This window comes from Bradyrhizobium sp. 41S5 (assembly GCF_011516665.3).
Classification (GTDB): domain Bacteria; phylum Pseudomonadota; class Alphaproteobacteria; order Rhizobiales; family Xanthobacteraceae; genus Bradyrhizobium; species Bradyrhizobium quebecense.
Genome location: NZ_CP083721.1, coordinates 7,456,639 through 7,481,147 on the forward strand (window position 1 = coordinate 7,456,639; position 24,509 = coordinate 7,481,147).

General features: G+C 58.4%; 24 protein-coding genes and 5 pseudogenes. 5 read left to right on the forward strand and 24 right to left on the reverse strand.

The window, feature by feature from the left end:
- Positions 1 to 2 precede the first annotated feature (2 nt).
- A pseudogene (locus tag HAP47_RS35795) lies at positions 3 to 528 on the forward strand (carboxymuconolactone decarboxylase family protein).
- Positions 529 to 773: 245 nt separating this feature from the next.
- On the opposite strand, the gene HAP47_RS35800 reads toward HAP47_RS35795, so the two are convergent.
- The 7 genes from HAP47_RS35800 to nifH all read right to left on the reverse strand — a co-directional run bounded on the left by HAP47_RS35800 (position 774) and on the right by nifH (position 6,997).
- Complete coding sequence (locus HAP47_RS35800) at positions 774 to 1,070, reverse strand: ferredoxin family protein (protein ID WP_166103753.1); 297 nt, start codon at positions 1,068 to 1,070, stop codon at positions 774 to 776.
- A 39-nt stretch (positions 1,071 to 1,109) separates the two neighbouring features.
- Positions 1,110 to 2,417 carry an FAD-dependent oxidoreductase gene (locus HAP47_RS35805; protein ID WP_166103756.1) on the reverse strand — a complete coding sequence of 436 codons (1,308 nt, stop codon included), beginning with the start codon at positions 2,415 to 2,417 and terminating at the stop codon, positions 1,110 to 1,112.
- Positions 2,418 to 2,428: 11 nt separating this feature from the next.
- A complete protein-coding gene (locus HAP47_RS35810; RefSeq protein WP_166103759.1) occupies positions 2,429 to 3,538 on the reverse strand; it encodes an electron transfer flavoprotein subunit alpha/FixB family protein in 1,110 nt (369 codons plus the stop codon).
- A gap of 559 nt (positions 3,539 to 4,097) precedes the next feature.
- Complete coding sequence (locus HAP47_RS41420; protein ID WP_256375202.1) at positions 4,098 to 4,223, reverse strand: hypothetical protein; 126 nt, start codon at positions 4,221 to 4,223, stop codon at positions 4,098 to 4,100.
- A 309-nt stretch (positions 4,224 to 4,532) separates the two neighbouring features.
- Entirely contained in the window at positions 4,533 to 4,874 is a 342-nt protein-coding gene (gene nifW / locus HAP47_RS35815) for a nitrogenase stabilizing/protective protein NifW (RefSeq protein WP_173643909.1), read from the reverse strand.
- Positions 4,875 to 5,251: 377 nt separating this feature from the next.
- Complete coding sequence (locus tag HAP47_RS35820; protein WP_173643908.1) at positions 5,252 to 5,968, reverse strand: nitrogen fixation protein NifQ; 717 nt, start codon at positions 5,966 to 5,968, stop codon at positions 5,252 to 5,254.
- Positions 5,969 to 6,112: 144 nt separating this feature from the next.
- Positions 6,113 to 6,997 carry a nitrogenase iron protein gene (nifH, locus tag HAP47_RS35825; protein WP_173643907.1) on the reverse strand — a complete coding sequence of 295 codons (885 nt, stop codon included), beginning with the start codon at positions 6,995 to 6,997 and terminating at the stop codon, positions 6,113 to 6,115.
- Between the two features lie 823 nt (positions 6,998 to 7,820).
- Here nifH and HAP47_RS35830 point away from each other — a divergent pair.
- The gene (locus tag HAP47_RS35830; RefSeq protein WP_173643906.1) at positions 7,821 to 8,234 is read left to right on the forward strand and encodes an ArsC/Spx/MgsR family protein; all 414 of its coding nucleotides are present in this window, start codon (positions 7,821 to 7,823) and stop codon (positions 8,232 to 8,234) included.
- Between the two features lie 458 nt (positions 8,235 to 8,692).
- A pseudogene (locus HAP47_RS35835) lies at positions 8,693 to 9,442 on the forward strand (OmpW/AlkL family protein).
- Positions 9,443 to 10,022: 580 nt separating this feature from the next.
- Here HAP47_RS35835 and HAP47_RS35840 read toward each other — a convergent pair.
- The 9 genes and pseudogenes from HAP47_RS35840 to HAP47_RS35885 all read right to left on the reverse strand — a co-directional run.
- Positions 10,023 to 11,071: pseudogene (locus HAP47_RS35840) on the reverse strand (IS630 family transposase); the annotation flags it as partial.
- Positions 11,072 to 11,162: 91 nt separating this feature from the next.
- A complete protein-coding gene (locus HAP47_RS35845; protein ID WP_173643905.1) occupies positions 11,163 to 11,510 on the reverse strand; it encodes a (2Fe-2S) ferredoxin domain-containing protein in 348 nt (115 codons plus the stop codon).
- A gap of 1,478 nt (positions 11,511 to 12,988) precedes the next feature.
- Positions 12,989 to 13,467, reverse strand: a pseudogene (locus tag HAP47_RS35850) (Rieske (2Fe-2S) protein).
- Between the two features lie 560 nt (positions 13,468 to 14,027).
- Positions 14,028 to 14,204 (reverse strand): hypothetical protein, encoded by a 177-nt coding sequence (locus HAP47_RS41825; protein WP_371821853.1) that lies wholly within the window; start codon positions 14,202 to 14,204, stop codon positions 14,028 to 14,030.
- A 142-nt stretch (positions 14,205 to 14,346) separates the two neighbouring features.
- Positions 14,347 to 14,679: pseudogene (locus tag HAP47_RS41830) on the reverse strand (DegT/DnrJ/EryC1/StrS family aminotransferase); the annotation flags it as partial.
- A 5-nt stretch (positions 14,680 to 14,684) separates the two neighbouring features.
- The gene (locus HAP47_RS35865; protein WP_173643904.1) at positions 14,685 to 14,945 is read right to left on the reverse strand and encodes a hypothetical protein; all 261 of its coding nucleotides are present in this window, start codon (positions 14,943 to 14,945) and stop codon (positions 14,685 to 14,687) included.
- A 32-nt stretch (positions 14,946 to 14,977) separates the two neighbouring features.
- Complete coding sequence (locus tag HAP47_RS35870; RefSeq protein WP_166073539.1) at positions 14,978 to 15,337, reverse strand: DUF3024 domain-containing protein; 360 nt, start codon at positions 15,335 to 15,337, stop codon at positions 14,978 to 14,980.
- 243 nt (positions 15,338 to 15,580) lie between these two features.
- A complete protein-coding gene (locus tag HAP47_RS35880; protein WP_173643903.1) occupies positions 15,581 to 15,901 on the reverse strand; it encodes a nitrogen fixation protein NifZ in 321 nt (106 codons plus the stop codon).
- Complete coding sequence (locus tag HAP47_RS35885) at positions 15,898 to 16,431, reverse strand: hypothetical protein (protein WP_173643902.1); 534 nt, start codon at positions 16,429 to 16,431, stop codon at positions 15,898 to 15,900. Before HAP47_RS35885 ends, HAP47_RS35880 begins: the two co-directional genes overlap by 4 nt.
- Before the next feature lie 74 nt (positions 16,432 to 16,505).
- Between HAP47_RS35885 and HAP47_RS35890 the strand changes: the two genes are divergently transcribed.
- Entirely contained in the window at positions 16,506 to 16,769 is a 264-nt protein-coding gene (locus tag HAP47_RS35890) for a hypothetical protein (protein ID WP_173643901.1), read from the forward strand.
- On the opposite strand, the gene HAP47_RS35895 is transcribed toward HAP47_RS35890, so the two are convergent.
- From HAP47_RS35895 to HAP47_RS35920, 6 genes are all read right to left on the reverse strand, one after another.
- Positions 16,766 to 16,990 (reverse strand): 4Fe-4S binding protein, encoded by a 225-nt coding sequence (locus tag HAP47_RS35895; RefSeq protein ID WP_029084666.1) that lies wholly within the window; start codon positions 16,988 to 16,990, stop codon positions 16,766 to 16,768. The two genes, HAP47_RS35890 and HAP47_RS35895, sit on opposite strands and share 4 nt — an antisense overlap.
- 11 nt (positions 16,991 to 17,001) lie before the next feature.
- Positions 17,002 to 18,555: a nitrogenase cofactor biosynthesis protein NifB gene (gene nifB, locus HAP47_RS35900; RefSeq protein WP_176396262.1), complete on the reverse strand. Its 1,554-nt coding sequence runs from the start codon at positions 18,553 to 18,555 to the stop codon at positions 17,002 to 17,004.
- 760 nt (positions 18,556 to 19,315) lie between these two features.
- Complete coding sequence (nifT, locus tag HAP47_RS35905) at positions 19,316 to 19,540, reverse strand: putative nitrogen fixation protein NifT (RefSeq protein WP_166073478.1); 225 nt, start codon at positions 19,538 to 19,540, stop codon at positions 19,316 to 19,318.
- Positions 19,537 to 20,730, reverse strand: coding sequence for a cysteine desulfurase NifS (nifS, locus tag HAP47_RS35910; RefSeq protein WP_371821710.1), 1,194 nt, complete (start codon positions 20,728 to 20,730; stop codon positions 19,537 to 19,539). Before nifS ends, nifT begins: the two co-directional genes overlap by 4 nt.
- An 11-nt stretch (positions 20,731 to 20,741) precedes the next feature.
- Positions 20,742 to 21,032, reverse strand: coding sequence for a NifU family protein (locus tag HAP47_RS35915; RefSeq protein ID WP_173643899.1), 291 nt, complete (start codon positions 21,030 to 21,032; stop codon positions 20,742 to 20,744).
- A 19-nt stretch (positions 21,033 to 21,051) separates the two neighbouring features.
- A complete protein-coding gene (locus HAP47_RS35920; protein WP_173643898.1) occupies positions 21,052 to 21,372 on the reverse strand; it encodes a HesB/IscA family protein in 321 nt (106 codons plus the stop codon).
- A 272-nt stretch (positions 21,373 to 21,644) separates the two neighbouring features.
- Between HAP47_RS35920 and HAP47_RS35925 the strand changes: the two genes are divergently transcribed.
- Positions 21,645 to 22,244 carry a hypothetical protein gene (locus HAP47_RS35925; protein ID WP_166073391.1) on the forward strand — a complete coding sequence of 200 codons (600 nt, stop codon included), beginning with the start codon at positions 21,645 to 21,647 and terminating at the stop codon, positions 22,242 to 22,244.
- A 9-nt stretch (positions 22,245 to 22,253) separates the two neighbouring features.
- Here the strand turns inward: HAP47_RS35925 and HAP47_RS35930 are convergent, their stop codons facing one another.
- Entirely contained in the window at positions 22,254 to 22,649 is a 396-nt protein-coding gene (locus HAP47_RS35930; protein ID WP_029084673.1) for a Rieske (2Fe-2S) protein, read from the reverse strand.
- Positions 22,650 to 23,300: 651 nt separating this feature from the next.
- Positions 23,301 to 24,152, reverse strand: a complete 852-nt coding sequence (locus tag HAP47_RS35935) for a host specificity protein (protein ID WP_224496567.1) — start codon at positions 24,150 to 24,152, stop codon at positions 23,301 to 23,303.
- Positions 24,153 to 24,509: the final 357 nt, after the last annotated feature.

Below are 24,509 nucleotides of genomic sequence, written 5' to 3' on the forward strand. Positions count from 1 at the left end.
CCGTGTCGTCGATCGAGCAATTGCACGAGAAGATTCCCGATTGTGCCAAGGACGTCAGGCTCAATCTGACGTCCTTGGTGGCCGATGAGACGCTCTCGCCGCAGCGACAATATGGCTTGATCCTCGCGACCGCGATTGCCACCCGCAATGCGGCCCTTATTTGCCGCGATGGAATCGGCTGCGGCCGCCGTGATGACGCCTGAGGCAATCGCCGCCGTGAAATCCGCCGCTTCTGTGATGGCAATGAACAACGTTTACTACCGCTTCGTTCACCTTGTCTCCAACACCATGCAACCACGGCTGCGCATGAACGTGATCGGCAATCCCGGAGCGGACAAGTCCGACTTCGAGCTCTGGTCGTTGGCGGTCTCAGCTATAAACGGCTGCGGTGCCTGTATTGACGCCCACGAGAAGACGCTGCGGGCCGCTGGCGTAAGTTCCGAAGCCATCCAGACCGCCGTGCGCTTTGCCGCGATCGTGCAGTCAGTGGCAGTTGCTATCGAGGCCGCAGGGTCTACTCCCCCTTAGGCGACCGGCTGATTCCTCCTTTTCCACCGGTTTGACACCGTTGTGGCGCAGTTCAGTGGCGCCACAACCATTCCTACGCGCATCCCGAGTGATCGTGATATCCTGATGCAATGTCTGTCTTGTGGGTGTCCTCTCGAGGTGCGCGCCTCGGTTCGAACTTGAACCCGTGCAGAGAGGCGGAATGCGCAACTGTGACGGCGAGATCCTCCTTTACATGGCGATCATACTGCTATGCTCGTTCACTTTCAGCCAAACTTGAACAACACCCCATATCCGCCGCGCGGATGGCTCCATTGGATGTCGCCGGTGGGCTCGGCGATCACGCGGCAGGTGCCGCACTCGATGCAACCGTCGACGGTTACCTCAACCTGTCCATTGTCGTTGAGTTCGTAGCATCGTGCGGGGCAGACTTTCAAGAGCGCAAGCAGTTCCGCCGACGGCGTTGTGTGCGCGCGTACCTTGACGTGGGGCTGACCGATGTCGACAAGATATCGGTTGTAATACAGCTTGTCTTCGACGCGCACCGAGGGCTCGACATTCATGCTTTGACCTTCCATTGCTGAACCTCACATTATTGGCGGTCAGCGCCAGGCCCGGGCAAAGCGAGACGCATCGCCGATCAGGCCCCTCCATGACCGCGCCTTGACAAAGGATTTCAGGGTCGCCTTCTCCTTCTCAAGCTTCGGCGTCCCATCGACGCGCACAAAGTTCTGCATCGCCTTGGAGATGAGCTGCGGATAGGTAAGAAAGAAGTTTTGCGAATGGGTGTGCATCAGCATGGGCAAGTCCTTGTACTTCTTGAGATCCTTGATCACGAAGGAATCGGCTAGCATCTTCCTGTAGAGCGACAGATTTTTCGCCGTCATGGGCTCGCGGCGCGACTTCATCTCGGCGATTGCTTCCGCCGCGATGCGGCCTGAGGTCATCGCAAGATTGGAACCCTCACGATGGATGGCGTTGTTGAGCTGCGCCGCGTCCCCCACCACTACCCACCCATCACCGTAGAGCTGCGGGATTGCCTTGTAGCCGCCTTCGGGAATGAGATGCGCCGCATACTCCTTGATTTCAGAACCTGCGATCAGCGGTGCCACGGACGGATGCTGCTTGAAATGATCGAGCATGCCGTAGGGTGTCTGGCCGGTGCGCTGGAAATCGGCGACGAGACAGCCGATGCCGACCGAAATGCATTCCTTGTTGGCATAGACGAAACCCATTCCAGTCATGCCGCGAGAAATGGTTCCGGCCGCCTCGATCACGACGCCCTCATCGCCCTTAAGATTGAAACGCGCCTCGATGGTTTCGCGAGGCAAAAAGTGCATTTCCTTCACCGCGAGCGCGACGTTATCGGGTGTCGGCCGCGCGCGCAGGCCAGCGCGCGTCCCGAGCAGTCCATTGACACCTTCGGCCAGCACGACAACGTCGGCATGTATTTCGCCGCCGCCGCGATCTGTACGAACTCCCACAACCCTCTCACGGTCGTCTCGCACGAGCTCGGTGACTGTCGTCTCGCACAACACGGTCGCCCCGGCCTCCCGCACCTTCGACGAGAACCACTTGTCAAACGGCGCGCGTATGATCGTGTAGCGGTTCGGCCGCTCCTCGTTGAAGTCATCCGAGCGGTAGTGCATGCCGACGTGGGAGCGATCGTCCAGTAGCCAGAACCGCTGTTCGACCAGATGACGTTCGAGCGGCGCTTCCTCGCGAAAGTCGGGGATCAGCCTCTCCATCATATCCGCATAGAGGATCGCGCCCTGCACATTCTTCGATCCGGGGTACTCGCCCCGCTCGAGCTGCAGCACCTGCAGGCCGCACTTGGCCATGGTCAAGGCCGCTGCATTGCCTGCCATACCCGCTCCGACCACGATCGCGTCGAACCTCTCCTCAATCATCATCGTCTCCTTTAGACTGCGATCCGAGCACGGGAATTCGGCAAAAGCCGCGCCCGAAACGCAGCTGTCAGCGCCGGTAGCAGATGCAGCGCGTCACTGACGATCGCGACATGGGCGAAGTCGAAGATCGGCGCGTTCTTGTCGGTATTGATGGCGACGATCAGATCCGCCCCCTCCACACCGACCCTGTGCTGGATCGCGCCGGAAATTCCGGCAGCAATATAGAGCTTTGGCCGGATGGTCTTGCCGGTTTGGCCGATCTGCCGGTCAGACGTAACCCATCCTTTTTGCACCAGAGGACGCGAGCAGCCATACTCGGCGCCAAGCAGAGTTGCGAGCTCGCGCACCAGCCGAAAATTGTCAGGCGCCCCCAGCCCCAAGCCGCCGGCAACCACGACATCGGCGTAGGCCAAATTGGACGTTTCCGAATCGCGATCGGGGATGAAGGAGAGCACTTTCGTGACGATATCGTCTTCAACGAGGCCAAGTGGGTGGATAATGATACGAGCGGCATCGCGTACCACACGCTCTGGCATCGGCATGACGCGTGGGCGAACGGTTGCCATCTGCGGACGATAATTCAAGGTATAGATCGTGCAGAGCAGCGAGCCGCCAAAGGTCGGACGCGTTGCTGCAAGCGAACCATCGGTGTCGACGTCGAGCGCGGTACAGTCGGCAGTGAGCCCTGTCGACAAGGTCGTCGCCACGGAACCTGCAAGATCGCGACCGAGTGTCGTCGCACCCAATAGCAGAATCTCCGGCTTGTAGGTGTTGACGAGTTCGGTTAGCGCTTTGGTATAGGACTCGTTGCGATAATCTGACAGGACATTGTCACTCACGAGATAAGCCAGATCTGCGCCATAGCAAAAGGATTCAAGCGCGGCGTTACGCGTGGGCTGTCCCTCCGGGCCGATAACGACCGCAGCTAGATTCACCTTCAGCCTGTCGGCGAGCCTGCGCCCCGCACCCATCAGCTCCCAGGAAACCGGGTGCACTTGGCCGCGCTCCTGCTCGACGAAGACCCAGACATGCCTATATGCTTTAAAGTGCTCGGGCAGTTCCTTTTTCGCTGCCGCTCGGCCGCCAGCCGCCAGCGTGCTCGTTTTTATGACATTGCTCATGCTCTAGATCCTCTCAAAATAACGCGCGCACGCACCACGGGATTGCTTTCTACTTCGCTCAACGGAAGATCACTTTTGGTCAGTGCCTGACCGGCCGCTCGCCCGTCTCGTCCGTTCGGCGCGCCCCACCACGCGGTGAGACGCGCCGCCGCGGTAGACGTAGCGGACGGGCCAGACTTCGTAGAGATGCTCGACCTTGGTTCCTTGCGCGCTCCCTTCGACGAGCGCCACCGCGGCGGCCAGGCCGCCGCGGTCAATCTGACCGGCGGCTGCCAGCCTTGGGTCAGTCAGTCCGGTGATCGCGCAATACCGGCGTCTCGCTTTCGGCCCCGCGCTCCGCGTTGACTGTGACGGCCAGAGGGATCTGGCCACCGCTCCTGACACGCAATCCCAGCCCTGCCTCCGGCGCCGACGACTCATAAGAGCCGACGTTGGCCCCGTTTCTTGACGCATCTTGCCATCGGCCATGGAGCGGATGGGGATCTGCGCATGACCGGAGGCCTGCGCGATGCGGACGACCATGTGCATACCCGCTCCGGGCGTAGCGTGGACGGGTGACTTACCCATTGACCACCATCTCGCGGTCCATGCCGGCTTCGGTCGCGTCAAAGGCTATTTCGAACGGCATTGGCGTGAGCCATAAGATCATGCCGCAGCGCTCGGCGGACAGTAGAAGCGATGTCATAGGTCCTCCTTCAAATCTCATCTCGGACGGCCACCATCTGTCGGCATCGAAGACGGGATCGGCAGGACAACAGCAAGTGTCGTACCAGTCGAAAGAACCATGGAATTTCGCGCGAAAGCAACGTCTTGGAAGACACTTAAAATGGCCCCTGACACCACGGGCACGAGCAGCAGCTCAGACATGGGTCGGGAATACGACAGCGCGGCTCGCGTCAGGCTGCAGAGGGGTTGATTTGAATGAAGACGAAGGCTGTACAAGACACCGTCACCCGGCCAGGTGGGACAAACCACGCCGCAGTGGAGCACGAAATCACTTCAGCGCGCTCAACGGGACAAACGCCACCGACTTGTTAGGGTCTGCGACGGCTTCCTTTAAGACCTTGAACACTCGCTGCTCGATCGGTGACGATGCCACGAAATCGGCATAGGCTTGCTCCAGCATCGCTTTGCACCGAGCTCTGATCTCCGGCTCTGCGGCACCGGCGAACTGCTCCTTGACAAAATATTGTCCCATGCGCTTTAGGATATGAAGGCGCGCAACATTGACGATTTTCGGCTCGTAATCGACGCCTAGCAGCGAAAAGAACTCTTCCGCCGACGAGGCCTTGCTGAGCCGATCCAGGATCCCGGCTGGCGAGCATGAGTTGCTCATTGCAAAAATCTCCCTTGGGTTAGTTCGTCGACGTTCGACGAGTTGTGGCAGCACCCACGATCCTGCTGCAGGCCTTAGCTCGCGCGGCTGCTCTCCACGGCCAAAGCCTGGCCCTGGAAAGCTGCGTCCACAATACCGCGGCCCACGGGCTCGCCGGTGACGACTCAGCACCGATGAAAAGACGCCTCACCTTGCTTGTTGCCATGCCCAATTCGAACTCGACTGCAGAGCGCCGGGATACACGACCTGTCGCGGAGCGCTTGGGCGCGGCATCGCCTTGGATACATGATGGGCTCGCGTTGTAGTGGCGCTAGCCAGCCCCCCCCCTCTCCGAACCGCCAAATCCGGACGAGGCGCTCGAAGATTCCTGTGGCAACTCAGATGGGCCAGTCGCCGCGGACAACCGGGCGAGCCGCCTGCAACAGAAAGTCGCGCCGGCGCTCGGCCAACCGGCTCTCGCCGCTTTCCTCGCCGAAGCAGAGGCTAAAGTCGTTACATTGCGTACAGACGGGCGTCGTGCACATTACGAGGCCTTCATCCTCGCACAGCGTGCGGTAGAAAAAGCGCTTCCAGCGCATATTGTTGATATTGCGCGCGGCGAGCGGCGCGAAGTGGCGGCTGAGCAGCCGAGAGAGTTCGGCACGATTGCGTAATCCCAAGCCTTCCCACAGGTGGTCCGGCTCAATGGCGCGGCGCGCGATCATCGCGGCCAGCCAGCGACCGATATGTCCTTCCGTCGAGCGCTGCTTGAGCAAAAGATCGCGCACCATTGCGATCTCGTCGCTCTCATCGCACTCGACCGACAGGAGCCGCTCCACGAGCTTGACCCCTACCGAGGGAAAGTACCGCTCCAGCAAGGCCGCTAGCTCGTGGCCGGACAGGCCCGCCTTCTCGGGAAGAGGGCCACCATCCATCGAGGCAACCGCCAGAATAGACGCCAGGACATGGCAATCGAAATTACTGTCAGTGGCAATGTCGGCATCTTCAGGAGGCACACCGGTGAGCAGACGGTAGGTTGCAATTGCTCTGTGCATCCGGCTGCTCGCATCAACGGCACAAGCAGCCACAAAAGGAAGAAAGTGCGCTTCGGACATGAATCGATGGATTCCACGATCTGGTTTGCCCTGCCCCATCCTCATCTTGGTCACGGTCGTTCGTCAGAATGCCGGTCTCCCGGATGGGTCGGTGAGGAGACCGGCATCCGTCGCGCGCCTTCACAAGGCCGCGACTCGCAACCTTTACGAGGCCGCGAGCTCGGCGGCGGTCTTGCCGACGATGGATTCGTCGACAGGCTTCATAATACCATGCTCCATCAGCATGTCCTCGAGCTCGTCCATGGAGATCGGGGTCGGAATGATGCCCTTGCCGCCATTGTTGTGAACCTTTTTCGCGAGATTGCGATAATGATCGGCCTGCTGCGACTCGGGCGCATACTCCAGCACCGTCATGCGGCGTAACTCGGCATGCTGCACCACATTGTCGCGCGGCACGAAGTAGATCAGCTGAGTGCCTAGCTTCTTGGCCAGAGCCTCCGCCAGTGCCAGCTCCTTATCGGTTTGCCGCTCGTTGCAGATCAGGCCGCCCAGCCGCACGCCGCCGGAATTGGCGTATTTCAGGATGCCCTTGGAGATGTTGTTTGCGGCATACATCGCCATCATTTCCCCGGACATGACGATGTAGATCTCCTGGGCCTTGTTCTCGCGGATTGGCATCGCAAAGCCTCCGCAAACGACGTCCCCGAGCACGTCGTAAGAGACGTAGTCAATGTTCTCATAGGCGCCGTTTTCCTCCAGGAAGTTGATCGAGGTGATGACGCCGCGGCCGGCGCAGCCGACCCCTGGCTCAGGACCGCCGGACTCCACGCAGCGGATGTCCTTGTAGCCGACCTTCATCACATCCTCGAGCTCGAGGTCCTCCACGCTGCCGGCGCTCGCTGCAAGGCTCAAAATCGTGTCCTGCGCCTTGGCATGCAGGATCAGGCGGGTCGAATCCGCCTTCGGGTCGCACCCTACGATCAAGATTTTCTGACCCATCTCGGCCAGCGCCGCCAGCGTGTTCTGTGAAGTGGTCGACTTGCCGATACCACCCTTTCCGTAGAACGCGATTTGTCTCAGTGAAGACATGTTGCTCTCCATCAACCGATTTGCCAAAGTTCCGCGCTTCGTACGCGCCAGCTTGTTCTCGTTCAGAAACGGGGCACACGGGTTCAAGGGAAGGAGCGCATCGCTCGTCTTAAGCGTCGGCGTGCACTCAGCCCTCACTCAGTGTTGCTACCGCTCATTAGCAACCACCATGCCAACGCCTGTCCGCGCACATTAAGCTTCTGATTACGTTTTGAAAAACGCCAGCGAGCCGATGCGTGATCCTGGCTGTTTTGGACCTGACAGGATCTGCGCAGCTGTCAGGAAGCCAACAAGTGGCCAGAACCAATCAATCGGAAAAGCCGGCCTGGCGCGCTTGTCCGATGCATCATGTGTGGAACGGATCTTGCTACTCTTCTTGCAAGCCCCTTGTCGGCGATCGGAGGAGAGTGAGGATACAGGTTGGCGGCGAAACCTTGCAGGTAGTGTTTCGCCGGTGGTGTTCGATCTGCCGCGCGACCTGTAATTCAATGCAGCATGAACCAGATCGGGGCGCACGAGCTTACCGCCCAAGACGCCTTTTAAGCGTCACCCATGGGTTGACGCCAAATGCACTCCTGCTCGGTGCCTTCTTTCCGAGACCGAAAGGAGCTCATCGATGAGTTAGCGGCTCAATTTCAGAATGTCCGGATCTTGGTCGTTTGCAAACGCTCGAGGAGGCCAAGTCGGTCGGCGGCATGAGCCGCGGCAGGTGGTAAAGCCGCTGACCTTGGAGATGGTTCTCAAAAAAGGTCGAATGCACTCTGGAACGCGGCGGTCGCCGGCCCGATCGTTCAGCGCAGCGTACCTACATAAGGAGCAGGCCATGGCGACAATTATCTTTTATCAAAAACCCGGCTGCGACACCAATGCGTGTCAGATGCAGGCGCTGAAGGCCGCTGGCCATGACGTGATAGCCAAGAACATCTTGAAGGAGCGATGGACCGCCGAGGATTTACGCCTCTTCTTCGGCAATAAGCCGATCGCATCCTGGTTCAACCGAGTCGCGCCTCGTATCAAGTCGGGCGATATCAATCCCGACGAAATCGACGCGGCGAGCGCGCTCGCGTTGATGCTGCGCGATCCGCTCCTGATCCGACGCCCGCTGATCAACGCCGACGGTGCAAGATACGCCGGATTCGATGACGAGCCCGTATTGTCGATGCTTGGCCAGAAGACGCAAGATGATCTCGAGAGATGTCCGCACGAAGGAAAGGCCCCAGGCTGTCTCCAGATGTAATGAGATGATGAATGCTATCGTGCGGAAACTGACGCGAAGAGCGAAGTTGTCGCCCTCCGACTCCTCAGGGACTGCCGACACGCTTTTCGCCGACAAGCAAGTGTGAGTGGCTCGTCTGTAACACAGCGGAGCCCATGTTGCGCTCCGTGTTAACACAACCCTTTCGCGCTCACGGAGTGTAAGAGGCCGCTGCAGCTAGACCGCCTCCATCGCCCCATGACTCATCTGGCTTGGATCAGATCGATAAGATGATAACCAGTTCCTAGTAGAGTTCGGCTCAGACAGAATATTGAGTCGAATATCGATGAACAGGCGCCACGACGCTTCACGGCCGTGGTGCTTACGCAACTTGGCTGCTTAATTGCGCTACGGCCGTAGCCATTTTGATCGGCATCAAATCCTTCTCCATCCGCGATGTGTGACAGAGGTTCTCGCGCGACTCTTCGCGCGGACTTGGAATGGAGAACTTGATGAAAGCAAGAACCCTTCTGACGACGGCATCGCTGCTCACGCTCGCGACCTCGTTCAGTTCCGTCAGCATCTCGGTACAGGCTGCAGATCTGGCGCCGGCACCGGTCTATTACAAATCGCCCCCGATCGCCCCCTTCAATCCGTGGATGATCCGCCTGCGCGTGCTCGGCGTCTTGCCGGACAGCGCAGGCAGCTCGGTCAGCGTCGCGGGAGCCCCGCCGCTGTCGTCACCAAGCTCCGGCCTGTCGATCAGCGATCGAGTGATACCGGAGCTCGACATCACCTATTTCTTCACAAAAACATTGCCGCCGAACTCATTCTCGGCGTGGCCAGCCATCACATCAGCGGTAGCGGCACGCTCAACGGGCTCGATGTTGGAAAGGCCTGGCTATTGCCTCCGACACTGACGCTGCAATATCACTTCACCGATTTCGGGCCGCTCAAGCCCTATATCGGCGCGGGCATCAACTACACCGCATTCTTCAACCAATCAGCAGCCAATACGCCGCTCGCGGGGCTTGCGGTGGCGGATGTACGCATCAGCAACCAGTTTGGCGCCGCGGTCCAATTCGGCTTCGATTACATGCTTGACCGTCACTGGGGCCTCAACTTCGACGTGAAGAAGTTGTGGCTGCGGCCGGATTACTCGGCGACCGTAAACAATGCGATAGCCGTCATCTGGCCGCGCCAATATCGACCCATGGCTCGTCAGCGGCGGAATCACGTACAAGTTATGACGATAGCACAAGCTCCAGGGAAGAGATCGGCTTGTTCAGATGCGAGCGCGACGGCGAGTTTAAGGTGCACCGTCTCGCCAGCGCCGGACTGCACGCGCAACAATGCTCGCTCTGTGAGCGACGAATTGATGGCATGAAGTGGCGGAACGCCTGCATCACTAATAGTGATCGACTAGATTCAGCTCCCTGCCTCCTTGCACGCTGCAGAGTGCCAGCCGCTTATCAAAGGCGGCAATTCAAATCGGTTGTCGCTCTGGGATAGACCGCGCTACAAAGGGGTGACGCTCGGGCCTCATCGGACTCGATCAAGCGCACTACTCTGACCGGTCCGTCTCTCACCGAACATTTTTGAATCCAAGGCCACAGCGACAAGGTCAATGGCCTCCTGTTGCGCACCTCCTTGAGGCGTGAGGGCACCCAGTCACCTTAAGAACGATCGTACAGCTCAACGACCCCAGTCTTTGAACAGAAAGCCGTGCATTCCCGATAGCCCGGACCAAGCGGCGCTAAGCGAAGCCTCTAGTGTCCTGAACCAGAAGTTCGCGACATCGGGTCGTGTTTTGCCGGGGGCATTGTACCGGCAGAAGCGTTCGATGGAAGCAAGGATGTCATCGACAGATTTGGTCCATCGGAAACGACGTTGTGTCGGCCGATGAACGAAGTGATGTCAGCCCTGAGAGCGGCGACGCTGCGATAGATGCTGCGCCTGATCTTCTTATCGGTGAGGAGCGCGAAGAAGCGCTCGACCTGGTTGAGCCATGACGAACTGGTCGGGGTCAGGTGCACGTGCCACCGCGGCCGTTTAGCCAGCCATTTTCGGATCAAGGGGGTCTTGTGCGTGGCGTAATTGTCCATGACGAGATGGACGTCCGGTTCACGCGGCACGGCAGCTTCGATCTCGTCGAGGAACTTGCGGAACTCAGCAGCACGGTGGCGTCCATAGCACTTGCCGATGACCCGTCCGCTAGCAATGTCGAGGGCGGCGAACAGCGATGTGGTGCCGTGCCTCGTGTAGTCATGGCTTCTTCGGGCCGGCTGGCCGGGACGCATCGGCAGCATCGGCTGACTGCAGTCCACCGCCTGGATTTGGGACTTCTCATGCACACATAGAACGTTGGCGTGCTCCGGTGGCGAGACGTAGAGGCCCACAACGTCGCGCACTTTGGCCACGAAGTTCGGATCGGTCGAGAGCTTGAACATCTCTATCCGGTGCGGCTGGAGCCCAAAGGCCCGCCAGATGCGTTGCACCGTCGACACTGATAGGCCGCTGGCCTTCGCCATGTCGCGAGAACTCCAATGGGTGGCGTTCTCGGGGCAACTCTCCAACGTCCTCACGATCACGGCTTCGATGCGGGCATCGTCAACCGTACTTGGCGCCCCGGAGCGCGGCTCGTCATGCAGCCCGTCCACGCGCCGCTCCACAAAACGCCGCCGCCACTTGCCTACCGTCGATCGGTCCAGGCACAGCTTGGCCGCGACGTCCTTGTTCTGACCGCCCTCCGCGCAGGTCAGCACGATCCGGGCTCTCAGAGCCAGCGCCTGCGCTGTCTTCCGCTGCATCGTCGGCGACTTCAGTTCGGCATGCTCTTCATCGCTCAATGCCAGGGGCGCAAGTTGCTGGACCGCCATCAGATCCTCCGTCGCTGCTACAGCTCCATCCTTGGGACGGCGACGCGAATCTATTGCGAATCTACGATTGCGAACTTTGTGAATCAGGACATTAGCTTCGCTTGAGCACCATCACAAGACGGTCCACACGTTTGCCTTGTACGAGATGAGAATTTACGATTTCGTCCACGTCCTCGGGCGTGGTCGCGCGGTACCAGACTCCGTCGGGATAGACGACCATCAAAGGGCCTGAGTTACAAAAGCCGAGGCAGCCCGCCACCGTGAAGCCGACATCGTTCAGACCTTGCGATTCGATCGCCTTGCCCATCCTATCGCACAGGGCTTGCGCGCCCGAGGCGCCGCAGCTGCCGTGCGGATGATTCGGCGGACGCTGCGTATGGCAGGCAAAGACATGATACCTGTAAAGTTGAGGAAGCTCGAATTCGGTTTCTGCGTTCATGCGCCTATCCTGAAATCAAGGGGTTCATCTGAAAAGCGGCAACGCCGGAGTACTTGCCGCACAATCTATTCTTCAGTTGAACGCCGGATCGATCAATTGAAGCAGCTGACTCGTGCTCGCGAAAGCAGCCGAAGCGAGCGGACATCATCGTGCTTGTTAATCGTGCTTGTTATCGGAAAATCCGCGAGCAGATACCTCCGCGTCTGACCGGCCTCCTTGATCAATTTCAACGCCTTCTCCCAAATCGCGACCGTTTCTGCTCACGCATCATTTGCTCAACCATCCAACATGTTCAAGCAACTTCCACGCCAATGCGCAACGCTCGTTTCCGCAACGATCCCTTGCCCGCCTCCGGCGCCACTGACACTCATTGCCGCGGTTACGACAATGTCGTTCTCTCCTGTTCCGGACATGACAAACGTCGCATCATGTTCAACGCTTCAGCTTCAGCTTTCCGCAGTCCGCTCCTGCGATTGGACGGAAGATACTCGCTCGGTCTGTTCAGACCTTGCACGGTCATTTCGCGGAATGAGCCGCGATCGTCGTGATCTGCGTCCCGTCTATCGAGGAGCGCGTATGGCGATCGGCCCAGTGAAGAGAGCGCTCTGCCCAGCGGAGTCGGCTAATTGCATCGTTCGACCGCGAACCAAAGAACTTCCTAAGCGCCGCGCACGTGCCGCTGCTCATCCCGCGTTTTCGTCAAAGATAGCGCCCAATTGCGACGGGGTTCGAGCGAGGCACAGGTGATCACCGAGCTTACGTTTGAGGCGACAGAACTGGCCTGCCGCAATCCTGATTGGCAGCAGCGGCAAAGCCGCCCACACAACGATGTCGGCTTGCCTCAACCGTTTCGAGCGCTTCAACTCGAGATTCGCTCGCCGCATCTTGCGGAACGATGAGAATGACCACGCGCACGTGCTCGTTAATGCATTTGACCTGGAGCGATGCCGTCAGTGGATTAAGGTGACGAAATTCGCCATGGGCGTCGGATGTACAGGGGGTTGGCATTGCAATTGCAGCGCAGACACGAACGCCGGCGGCGCCCGCGGACATCCGATCGTTCGGCGTGCGTTGCGCGCTGCGTGTCCCGCGAACATCGGATACAGGATCGTCATTTCTCTGCTCAAACGGTCCTGTCAGTCTAGGTCTCCCCATTCTTCCAGCCCAGACGGTGCCCTCGGTGGGCTTGCAGCCGCCGAGGGCATTTCTTTCTCGAACCTATTGTCATCCACCGGCAGCCAGAAGCGGTTCTTGCCAGGTCCATTTGGTGAGTTAGCGCCAGAGCCCTTCCTTCGTGCCACGGAGATCGCCGGGTGCATGACCGGGATCCGGATGCGTGCCACTGAACTTGCGGGTTCAAAACGTTCTGCTCTTACAAGTTCAAAAAGCGGCGACACGCACCTGCGCCAACGCTCACAAGGCTTTATCCGGCGCCAAACGCCTAAGGCAACTCGAGCAATAGCTAAGCGATGCAGCTGTTAATCGGGGTGGATCATAACATCAATGGTTTCGCCGCTGTCCTCGAGTAGGTCGGCACGCCGATCATCCGCCAGCAGCTTGACGCCGCACAGGCAGACGTCACCATCTATCACGGTGAGTGCGACCGGCTCTAGCGCTTGTCCGTTGCAGGGCCCATCGAATGCATACCCCAGTGTCGACCTCGAATCTCGCACCATGCCGTCCGCATCTGAGAATGGAGCGAACTGGAGAGAAAAACTCGCCGGAGCCGATGTTGAGCCAGGCACTGTCATGCGGACAACGGTTGACATACCCGAAATAATCGTTCCCGAAAGTGCGCACCACAATAATTAGAAGCGGCCGGCACTCGCCGCTAGCATCGATCCGCGCGCGACAGACTAAAGCCCTTGGCGCCAGTCCGCTCGATAGCATCAGCGGGACATACGGCGAATACCTCGATCTGATCGCTCAGCAGGTTGCCGATTATACCTTCGCTCATTCCCGCCTCGTGGTTTCCTGCTTGAAGGTTTCGATCGCGGTCCGCGTCAGTCGAAAAACACCACGACCACGAGCGATCGGGCGATAGCTTGAGCTGGCACGGGCGTTAAGGACCTCAAACCATTAGTTCGGCGTGAGCTTCGCCGGGCGCTCGCTGATTTGCACCACCCTCCCGTTCGGAGCGAAGCGGACGTGAACAATGACCTGTTGCGAGTTCACAGCAATTCCTTACTGGTCAACCTAAAGACCCGAACCGAAACTGAGGATCTGGATTTATGACGTGCTCGGTTCCGAGGCCCTGGCGCGGGCCTGGACCCTCTGGTCGGAGACGGCGCCTTCGCTACTTTGCCAGTGTTTTGCACGATCGCTGTCGGAGAGCATTTCTCTTCCGGGATTTCGGACGAAGATGTGGAATCCGGCCCTCCTCCATATTCGTCGGGGTGGCGATCTGCGCGCAAATGCCGCCACAGACGGCCCGCCATCGCGTTGCTGATCTAGCGCAATGGCAGCGGCTCATCGCAACTCAACCTATTGTTCCTTCAGTCGTGGATGACCAGCATCTTAGTAGATCGCTGCACCCGCGCCCACATTGATCGACGCCTCTTTCGTGGTTTCGGCGAAAAATTCGACCTTGTCGTTCGTGAGATGGGTGTGAAACGGCAGCGCCAGGGCGCGATCGGCGATCTTTTCCGCAACCGGGAAATCGCCCCGCCGATAGCGTTGGGCAATCGCACGCAATTCCGACCATGGCGCCCGATGACCGTTGGAATTGCTGGCGACAATCGCCCGCGTGTTTGCCGTGATGCGTTCCTCGGCCTTTTGCTGGGACCAATGTTGCCGACCAATGGTCGATGTCGGAAAATACCACCCCTACGCCTGCGAGACTGATGGCATGGACCGTCTCGCGAAAAGAATAGGGCGAGGCGATGACTTCCTGCCCTGATTCGATCCCGAGCGCCTTGAGCGCAAGCAGGAGCCCGATGGTGTCGCTTGATACGGCAACGGCATATTTGCGGCCAAGATACGCTACGAAAGCGTGCTCGAACGCCTCAGTGGTCCGCCCATTGGGGATTTGCGGTGAACATAGCAATGTTTCCACGGCAGAGAGCTCGGCTAAGGTGATATCGGGATCGGACAGTGGAATAAAGGATGGATTTGCCTCAACACCATCCGCGCAATCAAGGGGGTGCGCTGCGAGTTTAATGCTGCTCACCGCCCTCAATTCCTTTTCGCCAGTACAATGCCGGTCGCCCGTGTCGGATCGGCCGTAATCCGCACGCAGTGATCCGAGCCATCTAGCAAATGCAGGTCGAAATGAGGAAACTGCCGGAACGGCTGGTCCGCTACATCCGACGCATCGCAACGTACCCAGGCAAGCTGCGGGAAGCGGCGCGGCAGCTCGACAAAGGAGCCCGTATCGGCGCCATCGTCCGCAAGCAGCTGCTCGATTTCGATCAATTCCTCCGCACTGAGCGCCATCGTGGCTCCTTATGGCTCGTCAAGTTCGTTCGTCATTGCCAGAACAAACGTTCCGGATCGGTGTTCAATTCGTCGATTGCTGAAGTCAGACGGTGGTAAAGGCTGTAGAATTCCCAGATTCCCTTTGCGTGGTTCTTGCAAAACAGCTTCCAGATCCCACCCACGGCATCATAAAGAATCAAGGCAACATCAATCAGACCGCCATCCTTATCGATATTGCGCGAGCAACAGGCGCTCTCGATGAGATAGCCACCCCTCACCGGCGTCACGTTCGGTGAAACATACAGAAAACGCTTGCGCGAACTCAAGCCGCGCTCGATCCGCTTGCGATCGAGTTCGTTAGGGTGAGGAATCAGCCCCGTCTTTACCTTCCTCATCAGCGCGGCATTCATCGCGAACTCCTCCCTTCAAAGCACTGTGATCTCTTCTTCCAGACAGCCGATGAGCAGGCGTTCACCGAAATCGATATCGGCACGTTCGCTTGGTTATGGATGGCCACCCTGATGATCTCGCCAGTCGCTCCGGCGCTGAGCAAGCACTCCTCGGGCTCCGTATTGGGAAAAAGCCGTCGTTGATGAGGTCGACGACGGCTTTAACGCGCTGGCCCCAGCGACACTTCGAAAAGCGGAACTCACTCATGACACAGCCTCTTCCGGCAATGGCAGATCATCGGTCTCCTCGCACGTGTGCACCGACTCGAGCTCTTTGCGCTTCATGCCAACTCGGTAGCCCGTTTCCAGAAACTCGACCCCGTAAATGAAGAATTGCTGCAGGAACGTGCCGATCGAGACGACGTAACCCACCTCTCCCTTCGTGACCAGAATGTCGCCAACCTGCTTGCCGGGATAGGTGCCATCATTGCGGACGGTGCGATTGGCTCGTACCTTTTCGCCAAAGCTGAAGACAGGCGGCCCGCTGAGCTCGACGACGTCGCTGTCGCGAACGATGTTGCTCATGCGTCTCTCCCAAGCGGACATGCAGGCATGCCCGAGCCATCGCAGGCGAGGTCCCGCATCACTTCGCCCTCACCTCCGGCGCGATTTGTCAAATCAATATCTGAGATGCAGCTCGCCGCTTCTAGGTAAACCTGCCGAGGGCCGTGCCGTAGAGCAGTTGGCGCCTCTGGCAAGGGCGATCGCGCGATCTCGAACTCCACTGAGGCATCTGGGCCGTTCACTACGGCTGGCAACCACTGATAGGGAACATCGCGCGCCGCCATGTCGCAGAACTCGACGTCCGTATCACTCATCAGCTGACCGAGCAGCTGCGGCGCGATGCGGCGCGCCTCGATCATCAATGCGGCGGCGCGGTCCGAGGTGAGCGCACGCGCTTCGACTACATGTTGGTTTGCAACCTCGTCAAGATGATCGAACAGCCGTGCCTGCGACAGCCGAGCCTCGGTCGCGCCGGGGAGATCATCGCCGGTCGGCGTGGACAAGATCAGCGCTCTCTGGCTGCCGGACGGCGGGTTGGCTGTTAAGTTCATCGGCAGCTGTGCTCCTGGGTGTGCGCCGTCACGCTCCGCCGCGAAGCGCCTGGTCCAACCAATGATGGACTGGCGTGCGCAGCAGCAGCAGCCACATCGACGATGACAGCACCGCCTGGAAGGCGGCTGCCGGCGTCGAGAAACGTCGTTGGAGCGCTGCACGGGACGAATTGTCCACAGCGTTCTTTCTGCTCGCGGGCAGCGGCCAATTCAGAGCAGCCGCCGTTTCTGAGAAAGGCCCGAACCTCGGCGCCTACGGCGCCGCTAACGCGCAGTACGACGCTCTGGACGCTTTCAGCAGCAGCTCTTGGCATTTTGATCATGGGCTAATTCTTTAGGATGGCGCCTGGTAACGCGGCAAGGAGGTGTCAATGACGCAGGTGCCGTCGACGGGACAAGCCGCGACACATTGCGGCTCATCGAAATGACCGATGCATTCGGTGCATTTCGCCGGTTCAATGACGAAGCGCCCCGCGCTCTCCGAGATCGCAACATTCGGGCACAACGGTTCGCAGGCTGAGCAGCTCGTACACTGCGAGGCAATGATCTTGAATGGCACATACGCCCCCTTTACCCCGCAGAGATCAGGGACCCATACCGAATGTCGGCGTCACCTCGCTGGGCATGCTGGATTTCTCCGCGTTTTACCTTCTCGAGATAGGACCTGAACCAAGCGATCGCCGACTTCTCTATGAACTCATGCGCGTATCGATCGACCGGTTCGATTCCGGCCCTGATCAGATTGCTCTTCGGGCAACCGCCGATCTTGGCCACGAACACCGCATGGCAGTCATTTACGCTTCGGATGATGGTCGAAAGCCTACCCCCCTCGCCATAGCCGCCCTGGCAGTAGACATCCACGCGCCGGTGGCCGACGAATTTGGCGCCGGATGTGGAAATTTCGTACACCTGAAACTCTTTTGCATGTCCAAAGTGCTCGTTGATCAGCCCCGAGCCTTTGGTTGCAACCGCGACCAGAACGGTGATTTCGCTCATCTCGCCGGCGAACTCCGCTAGGCCCTCTCGGCTGGCCGCGACTTTGGCGGCACGCTCAGCCTCTACCTTTTCTTGATAAGCTTTGCGCATCTCGGGGTCATATTTGACATCCATTTTCATGACTCGGTCGATGTTGAACTCGCTTCCGCGATCCGCTCCGACCAGACCCACCGCATCGGCGCGGCACTGACGGCAATGCCGCATCATGTTTACCCCTCCCTCACAAGCATCCTGCAGTGCCTTCAGTGCCTGAGCCGTCGGACCTCGTTGACCGTTGAGGCCGAATACTGTGCCGTACTCGGGCGCCGAGATCAGCGGCATGATATTGTGAAGGAAGGCTCCGCGCGACTTCACCGCCTTGTTGACCTCGACAAGGTGATGGTCATTGATATGCGGGATCATTACCGAGTTGACCTTGCATAGGATACCCCGCTCGCTAAGCATCTCGAGACCCTGTAGCTGACGATCGGTGAGTATCCTTGCCGCGTCGATGCCAACGTAGCGCCTGTGGCTGAAGAAGATCCACGGATAGATCTTTGCGCCGATTTCGGGATCGATCGTGTTAATGGTGATGGTGACGTGCTCGATCTTGGACTTGGCGATGGTGTCAACATAGTCCGGCAGGGCCAATCCGTTGGTCGACAGACACAGCTTGATGTCGGGAGCCGCCTTGGCGACCAGGTCGAACGTCTTGAATGTTTTTTCTGGATTGGCCAACGGATCGCCGGGACCAGCGATGCCAAGCACAGTCGTCTGCGGAATGATGGTCGCGACCGCGAGCACTTTTTTCACCGCCTGCTCGGGGGTAAGCTTCTCGCTCACCACGCCCGGACGCGATTCATTGGCGCAATCATATTTGCGGTTGCAGTAGTTGCACTGGATGTTGCAGGCCGGAGCCACCGCGACATGCATACGGGCGTAGTGATGATGTGCCCCTTCGCTGTAGCAGGGATGCTTCTTCACCTTTTCCCAAATCTCGGCCGGCAGTTCGCCGTGGGCCGCCCGTGAGCGGCAGCTCGCCTGGCCTGTGTTGACCGACGTGCCGCAGCCCCTGTGCTCGGCGGTGGGCCGCATCATCTTGTCCAATGAACCTTCGACATATCTGCCGTGCCCAACGACCGCGTTCATTTTCATCTCCCCGTGCAGGCATCATCGGCCTTCCAAGACCAATCCTGAGAACGCCTCATGAGGGGAGTAGCAACTCACATGCCATAGCGGAAACGGTGACGTTGCAGCCCTACTTAAACAGTCAGCGGTAATGATCGATATTGATACTAGAATAGCAACGAAGCGCATGTTGGAAATGCGGCAGGCACGTCGTGATTCAGACACAGAGATCCGTGGATGGTGCATTCATACTCGCGCTAGGCGCCGGGATCCTTGCTCTATCTGCGTGGTTTTGCGCGCTGCTGCCGGCCACAAATGGGTCGATACTTCTGGCGATCCGACGGTCACAGCGCCGTTAATTGATGAGCATTATCCCCAACGCGCGAGCGAGCCAAATCGGTGTCAGGCCTTGCTTGAGCTGAACACGGCGCTCGTTGCATTGAGAAGACGCTCGGATCGACGATTGTATCGTGGTATCGGCAGGAGCGCCTGATGATCTTCGCCGCATTGCTTCGCAATAGCGATAGTTGAAGCGAGAGCAAGAAAGCTCCGTTCGGTCCGCCTTCCTTGATGGCGTCCGGCAACTGAACCACGATGCTGCCATAGCGAGCAGCCGCCAAGAGCTTCCTGATCTCTGGCTGCAATATGTCGAGGCACTGATCGGAATCGAGATCGAGACACCGAAGCCCGGCAACGATACTATCGACCTCCTGGCCAAGCAGGTCAGCGAAACGATATTAGCAATTCTCTCCAATGCCGATGTAGAAGATTGGGCTCATGTTCATGGATCTTTCCCGTTCTCGCCCCGTTTTTTGGCATTGATTGTGATCGGCAATGGTGTGTCGCTCGCCATCTCGGGTAAATCGAGCACCCAGCCATTAGCTATCTTGATCCAGCCGCCCCAGAGCGACTCGTACTCAGATTCCACGATCGGCTCTTCGAGATCCTTTTTTGGCACGTAGATCGACAGGCCCGCGTCTGACGAGCGGCGGATCATGATTTTCACAAGCTCAACTCCCTCGACTGTGACGCATAGCTGGGCGGAGCGCCAGACTCCCGCGAGGTGGCACGCAAGCGAGCAACAATTTCTGACAGAGCGCACACGACCTCGTCAACCTCCGCGACGGTGGTTTCACGCGAGAGAGAAAAGCGCACCGCGCCGCGCATCCTCCACGCCGGCACCTGCATGGCGCGCAGAACGTGCGACGGCACCATTGAGCCGGAGCTGCAGGCTGATCCGAGCGACACGGCAATGCCCGCACGATCGAGATGATGGACGACTGCTTCGCCTTCGAGATGATCGAAAGCGATATTGGCTGTGTTCGCTAACCGGTTGTTGACATCGCCGAGCGCAAAGCATTCGCCATTATGTAAGATCCCCTGCTCCAGACGGTCGCGCAATGCACCAATGCGAACGCGCTCCGGCTCGAGCCGCTCCACAGCAAGCTCCGCAGCCCTTCCAAGACCGACGATGCCGGGAATATTTTCCGTTCCGCCGCGGCGCCGCCTTTCCTGTGATCCGCCCCAGATCAGGGGTCGGAATTTTGTCCCTTTGCGCAGGTAGAGCGCGCCCATTCCTTTGGGACCGTGCAATTTGTGTGCGGACAGCGACAACATATCGATCGCACTGTCCCTTAGGTCGACGCGCAGCTTGCCTATGGCCTGGACCGCATCGGTATGGAACAGTGCGCCCGCCTCACGTGCCAAGCCGGCTAAAAACTCCACGGGAAAAATGGTGCCGGTCTCGTTGTTCGCCCACATAATCGAGGCGATCGCTGTGCGTGGCCCGAGCGCGCAGCGAAAGGCCTCGACGTCAAGCCAGCCGTGGGCATCTACGGGTATGATATGCGTCTTGACACCTCTTGTCGCCAGTTGCTCGACCAGCGCAAGCACGGCGGAATGCTCAACCGAGGTCGTGACAATCTCGTCGCGACCATCTTGGGTGGCAAGCGCAGAAAGAATGGCGGCATTATTGGCCTCGGTTCCACCGGAGGTAAAAACGATTTCATGATCGTAGGCATTCCCTAGCAAAGCCTGCAAGCTACGCCGCGCCTGCTTCAGCGCGGCCGCGGCCTCGCCGCCAAAGGCGTGGGCCGAGGAGGCATTTCCGAACTGCTCGGTAAAGAACGGCAACATGGCTTGCACGACGGATGGATCGGTCCGCGTCGTCGCATTGTTGTCTAGATAAACCGGCATTTGATCCCCATTCAATCCCGCGTCTTACCTGCAACAACAACCGTGATCAGGCGGACGAATTCGACGAGCCTGTCGGCCAGCTGCACTTGAACGCCTTCCAGCGTCATCCTCAAGAGCTTAAAGAGCGCGCAGGCACGGGTTGCGCCTACCATGATCTTGCTGCAATCAATTCCAATCAACTGATAGTCGGCGCCACTGCGTTGCAGATTCGCACGGATCTCCTCAATTACAGCGGGGATGCGTCCCGCTCGGCCGGCCGAGATCGCCGTCAATTGCCTCAGTTGTTCGGGTTCCGCCAGCATGTTTTGACGCCTTTTCTTATCAGCTGAACGATTTGCCGCAGGAGCAGCTCGAAGTGGCGTTTGGGTTATTAAAAGTGAAGCCTGGGCTCTCCAGCGCCATCACGAAATCGATGGTTGTGCCGACCAGATGGTCATGGCTCTTGTTGTGGACAAACACCTTCACACCGTCACACTCGATCACCGTGTCGTCAGGCTTCGGCTCCTCGGCCAGACCCATCATGTATTTGAGTCCGTTGCAGCCGCCTGCCTCGACCATAATGCGCAACCCGCTTGCTGGCTGCGCCGATGACGACATTGCGCCCCTGACCGCATTCACTGCGCTATCCGTTAGCTTGATCATGGCCTCTCTCAACTGCTTAGCTTTGCCTGCTGAAGGGCAAGTCATGTGCCAGCGAGAGGACGCTTGATGATGCTTACCTTTCCGGATCGCACCTGTTGGCTTTTGAACTCGTGTCGGGTTTCTTTCAAAGCTACTTGAGGCAATCGCAGCCCACTTACGCCTTTCTTATCTAAGATACGCCGAAGGCCGCCACGCATGCGACGGCAAGCATTTTGCATTGCATTCGCACCGGCCAAGTCGTCGGTGAGGAGCTTAGATCGAGGACGATTTTAATGACTGCAATCGAAAACACCGCACTCGGCAGACTTGAGAAGGAGGGGCGCCTGCTCAATGCCGTACTCAAAGGCGGGACCACCAAGCCGGGCCGGTTCGGCTTTCGCGGCGATGTCGCACTGAAATTCCAGACCCAGGTCGCCGACGAGAAGCGACCGCCGGACTATTCCATCGAGCAGGTTCTAACGATCGCGCAGGAAGGCACTATTCCGGTGCTGGCAGGGTATCTGCATTCCTTCGCGTATCTGGCTGACGTCGCAGCCGTCCTTGACGGCGCCTTAAGCCCGAATGGCAGCTATTTCATATTCTGCAACAACATAGATTTGCTGGCGAAATACCGAATCAAGCTCGGTGATATTACCTTCCACGTCTTACCGTGTGATGAATCCACCGTTTGGAAGGAGATGATGGACCTGGTCGGAGTCAGCAAGGACGACATCAAGAAGCTCGATGCGGGCGGCAAGCTTGATTACCTGCTCGATGCGGCAAACGACATCGAGCTGTCCGATCTTGAGCTATCCTATGACGAGATCTCGTACGAAGACGGGCTCAAGAGGATGGAACCCGTGAAAAACCGTAACGAAAACCGGCCGGTCTGAACGCAGCCTTCATTCGTTGGGAAGCGCATCGTCTTCGACAAGAGGCATACCGACGACACAGATATCACCATCCAGAACCGTCAACGCGATCGGCGTGAGCGCGCCCCCCTTACATGGACCTTCGACGCACCGTCCCGTGGCGAGCTCGAAGGTCGATCCGTGCTTGCCGCACATCAGCCGGATGCCGTATGGATCCAGGAATTCGTTCCAGTTCCAGTCCAGATTGACGCTGTTGTGCGGGCATTTATTGGCATAACCAAACACCTGCTTGCCCCACCGCACTACAACGATAGACCACGGCCGGTGACCGCCCTCGTCATCGACGACCATCAGATGGAAACCCATGGCCCGGCGGCTTGGAATGTCGTTAATGCCACAAATCGCATAGATTGCATCTGGCTGCATTCATTGCTCGTTTATTGCAGGACGCTCTTCATTTCGTGGGACGATCAAACATGCAAGAACCGTAGAAGAGCCAGAACCGCTCGGCTTTCTGACGATCCGACCTTAATGCTTCGTCAGTGCAGCGCAGCTGATTGGCGCAGGTGCACGATTGGGTCGGCTCCGCGCGAGCATCGAGGATTATTGCCTACTCCCTGCCCATTCGCAGCTGCAACTTTCGCGCGCCAACTTCTCCGACACCTTACTGAACTAAACGCAGTGGTTGCTCACTGATCGCCACAGCCTTTCCACTTGCGCCAACTAGACCAAATGACGCGGCGAATTGTGTCGCGATCGTCACCTTGGCATATAGTTTGATCCGAAGCTTCCTTGAGCATATACCGCCCTCAACCCGCTCATATCATGACGCGCCGTTGCATTGGCTACACGATTGGGGCGCGGATTCGTACTCGATCTTCGTTGCACCGATTCCAGCTGCACGGCCCGCAAGCGCGAGAATATCATTACTTTCTGAATAGGATAGGCAGGCGAATGGGGCCGCACGCTGCTAACGAACGCCCCCCCCCCCTCGTGTAACGCTAGGACCTTCGCGGCGGCGCGTCTATTCACGAAACAGCCGTCATTTCCTGCCCAGGTCTCTTTATTGCGGCGGTTCTACTCCATGCGCAATCCTTCGAGAGCTTGCTCCAAGTAGAATGACGGATCATCATCTGAAGAGGCCGCTTCGGCACTTTCGACACTTGCTTCAGAAGCGGTGTCACTATCCTCGACCTTAGTAAGATACTTCGTAGGTTTGTCTACTCGCTGCCACTCGTTGCTCTCGTTTTTCGTCCACACTTCGGGGTGCTGGTTAGGATCAAGCGCCCAATAATTACGCCCCATGTGAACAAAACCCATTTCGGCCAGACGAGGTTCCATGCCCTCCAAGCCAGGACGTGACAAGACCAAGGGATGGTCGCCGTCCTGTCGCAGTTGATGCTCCAGCAGAATATCGCCCGCGTTCTCGACCAACGGATGAGTAACCCGAAGGTCAACCACGGACGTGATATCATTGCGTCCAAACTGTTGCCGAAACTGCTCCCCCTTGATTCGAGCCGGCCCACCTGCTCTTAAAAGCCCGACAGTTTCGTCACCCAACTGATAGCTGTAGAATCGTGCTGGCTTGCTTGGATCATCGTAAGTGTGGAGGTAGCTTCCAGCAACCATTCCTGCGCGCCGAGCCTTCCCGGACACGAAATCCGAGTACTCTTCTGGGTTACTGGCGATGTGCCTGATGTCACCGCCCAAAAATCTCCTCACACCCTCCGTGAAGGAAGATCGATCGATCTCTATGATCGGCGGATCGGAAGCCAGAGAGTATGGCGTCGTTGTCACCGACGACGACGCACCGGGCTCCATGCCGGCAACTGTGTCCGCAAATCGCGGGCTCTCTCCCTCATCTCCAGACTCATCAACGTGGCTGGCGCTTCCAGACTGGCTGGACGATCCGACGATTCTGCCATACATCAGATTCGCTCTCCTCTCGGCACAATTGCACGCTGTATGAGCTCGTGCCGCACGAGCTCTGCGGAGGATGATATACAGGTTAGCTGACCATAACCTGACGCATAGGCGACCAATTTAGGCTCTTCCAATCCTCAAGGGAGCAGGCAAACAAATAAAGACGGTACCGTTCACCCGAGGAGCGTGCTCCCTCATCTGGATCAGCATTGCGCAATGCGTTATGACCTGAATCGCAATACACCTGCACGAAACGCTGACCCCACTGCTAAGAGACTGATCTTCGAGACGGTGTTGTCACCCAAGGGTATGCGCTTGCCTTGCCGATCAAACAGTCTTAGCTGCAACGTCTCCGCTGCTGTG

Coding starts and splice junctions, on each gene's coding strand:
- HAP47_RS35865 (WP_173643904.1), bottom strand. CDS start 14,945: ATGGCGCTCAGTGCGGAGGAATTGATCGAAATCGAGCAGCTGCTTGCG.
- nifW (WP_173643909.1), bottom strand. CDS start 4,874: ATGAGCAACTCATGCTCGCCAGCCGGGATCCTGGATCGGCTCAGCAAG.
- HAP47_RS35810 (WP_166103759.1), bottom strand. CDS start 3,538: ATGAGCAATGTCATAAAAACGAGCACGCTGGCGGCTGGCGGCCGAGCG.
- nifS (WP_371821710.1), bottom strand. CDS start 20,730: ATGCCGGTTTATCTAGACAACAATGCGACGACGCGGACCGATCCATCC.
- HAP47_RS35845 (WP_173643905.1), bottom strand. CDS start 11,510: ATGAACGCAGAAACCGAATTCGAGCTTCCTCAACTTTACAGGTATCAT.
- HAP47_RS41420 (WP_256375202.1), bottom strand. CDS start 4,223: ATGACATCGCTTCTACTGTCCGCCGAGCGCTGCGGCATGATCTTATGG.
- HAP47_RS35800 (WP_166103753.1), bottom strand. CDS start 1,070: ATGAATGTCGAGCCCTCGGTGCGCGTCGAAGACAAGCTGTATTACAAC.
- nifH (WP_173643907.1), bottom strand. CDS start 6,997: ATGTCTTCACTGAGACAAATCGCGTTCTACGGAAAGGGTGGTATCGGC.
- HAP47_RS35935 (WP_224496567.1), bottom strand. CDS start 24,152: ATGTATGGCAGAATCGTCGGATCGTCCAGCCAGTCTGGAAGCGCCAGC.
- HAP47_RS35830 (WP_173643906.1), top strand. CDS start 7,821: ATGGCGACAATTATCTTTTATCAAAAACCCGGCTGCGACACCAATGCG.
- HAP47_RS35920 (WP_173643898.1), bottom strand. CDS start 21,372: ATGATCAAGCTAACGGATAGCGCAGTGAATGCGGTCAGGGGCGCAATG.
- HAP47_RS35880 (WP_173643903.1), bottom strand. CDS start 15,901: ATGAGCAACATCGTTCGCGACAGCGACGTCGTCGAGCTCAGCGGGCCG.
- HAP47_RS35930 (WP_029084673.1), bottom strand. CDS start 22,649: ATGCAGCCAGATGCAATCTATGCGATTTGTGGCATTAACGACATTCCA.
- nifB (WP_176396262.1), bottom strand. CDS start 18,555: ATGAACGCGGTCGTTGGGCACGGCAGATATGTCGAAGGTTCATTGGAC.
- HAP47_RS35885 (WP_173643902.1), bottom strand. CDS start 16,431: ATGAACTTAACAGCCAACCCGCCGTCCGGCAGCCAGAGAGCGCTGATC.
- HAP47_RS35820 (WP_173643908.1), bottom strand. CDS start 5,968: ATGTCCGAAGCGCACTTTCTTCCTTTTGTGGCTGCTTGTGCCGTTGAT.
- HAP47_RS35925 (WP_166073391.1), top strand. CDS start 21,645: ATGACTGCAATCGAAAACACCGCACTCGGCAGACTTGAGAAGGAGGGG.
- HAP47_RS35915 (WP_173643899.1), bottom strand. CDS start 21,032: ATGCTGGCGGAACCCGAACAACTGAGGCAATTGACGGCGATCTCGGCC.
- HAP47_RS35870 (WP_166073539.1), bottom strand. CDS start 15,337: ATGAATGCCGCGCTGATGAGGAAGGTAAAGACGGGGCTGATTCCTCAC.
- HAP47_RS35805 (WP_166103756.1), bottom strand. CDS start 2,417: ATGATTGAGGAGAGGTTCGACGCGATCGTGGTCGGAGCGGGTATGGCA.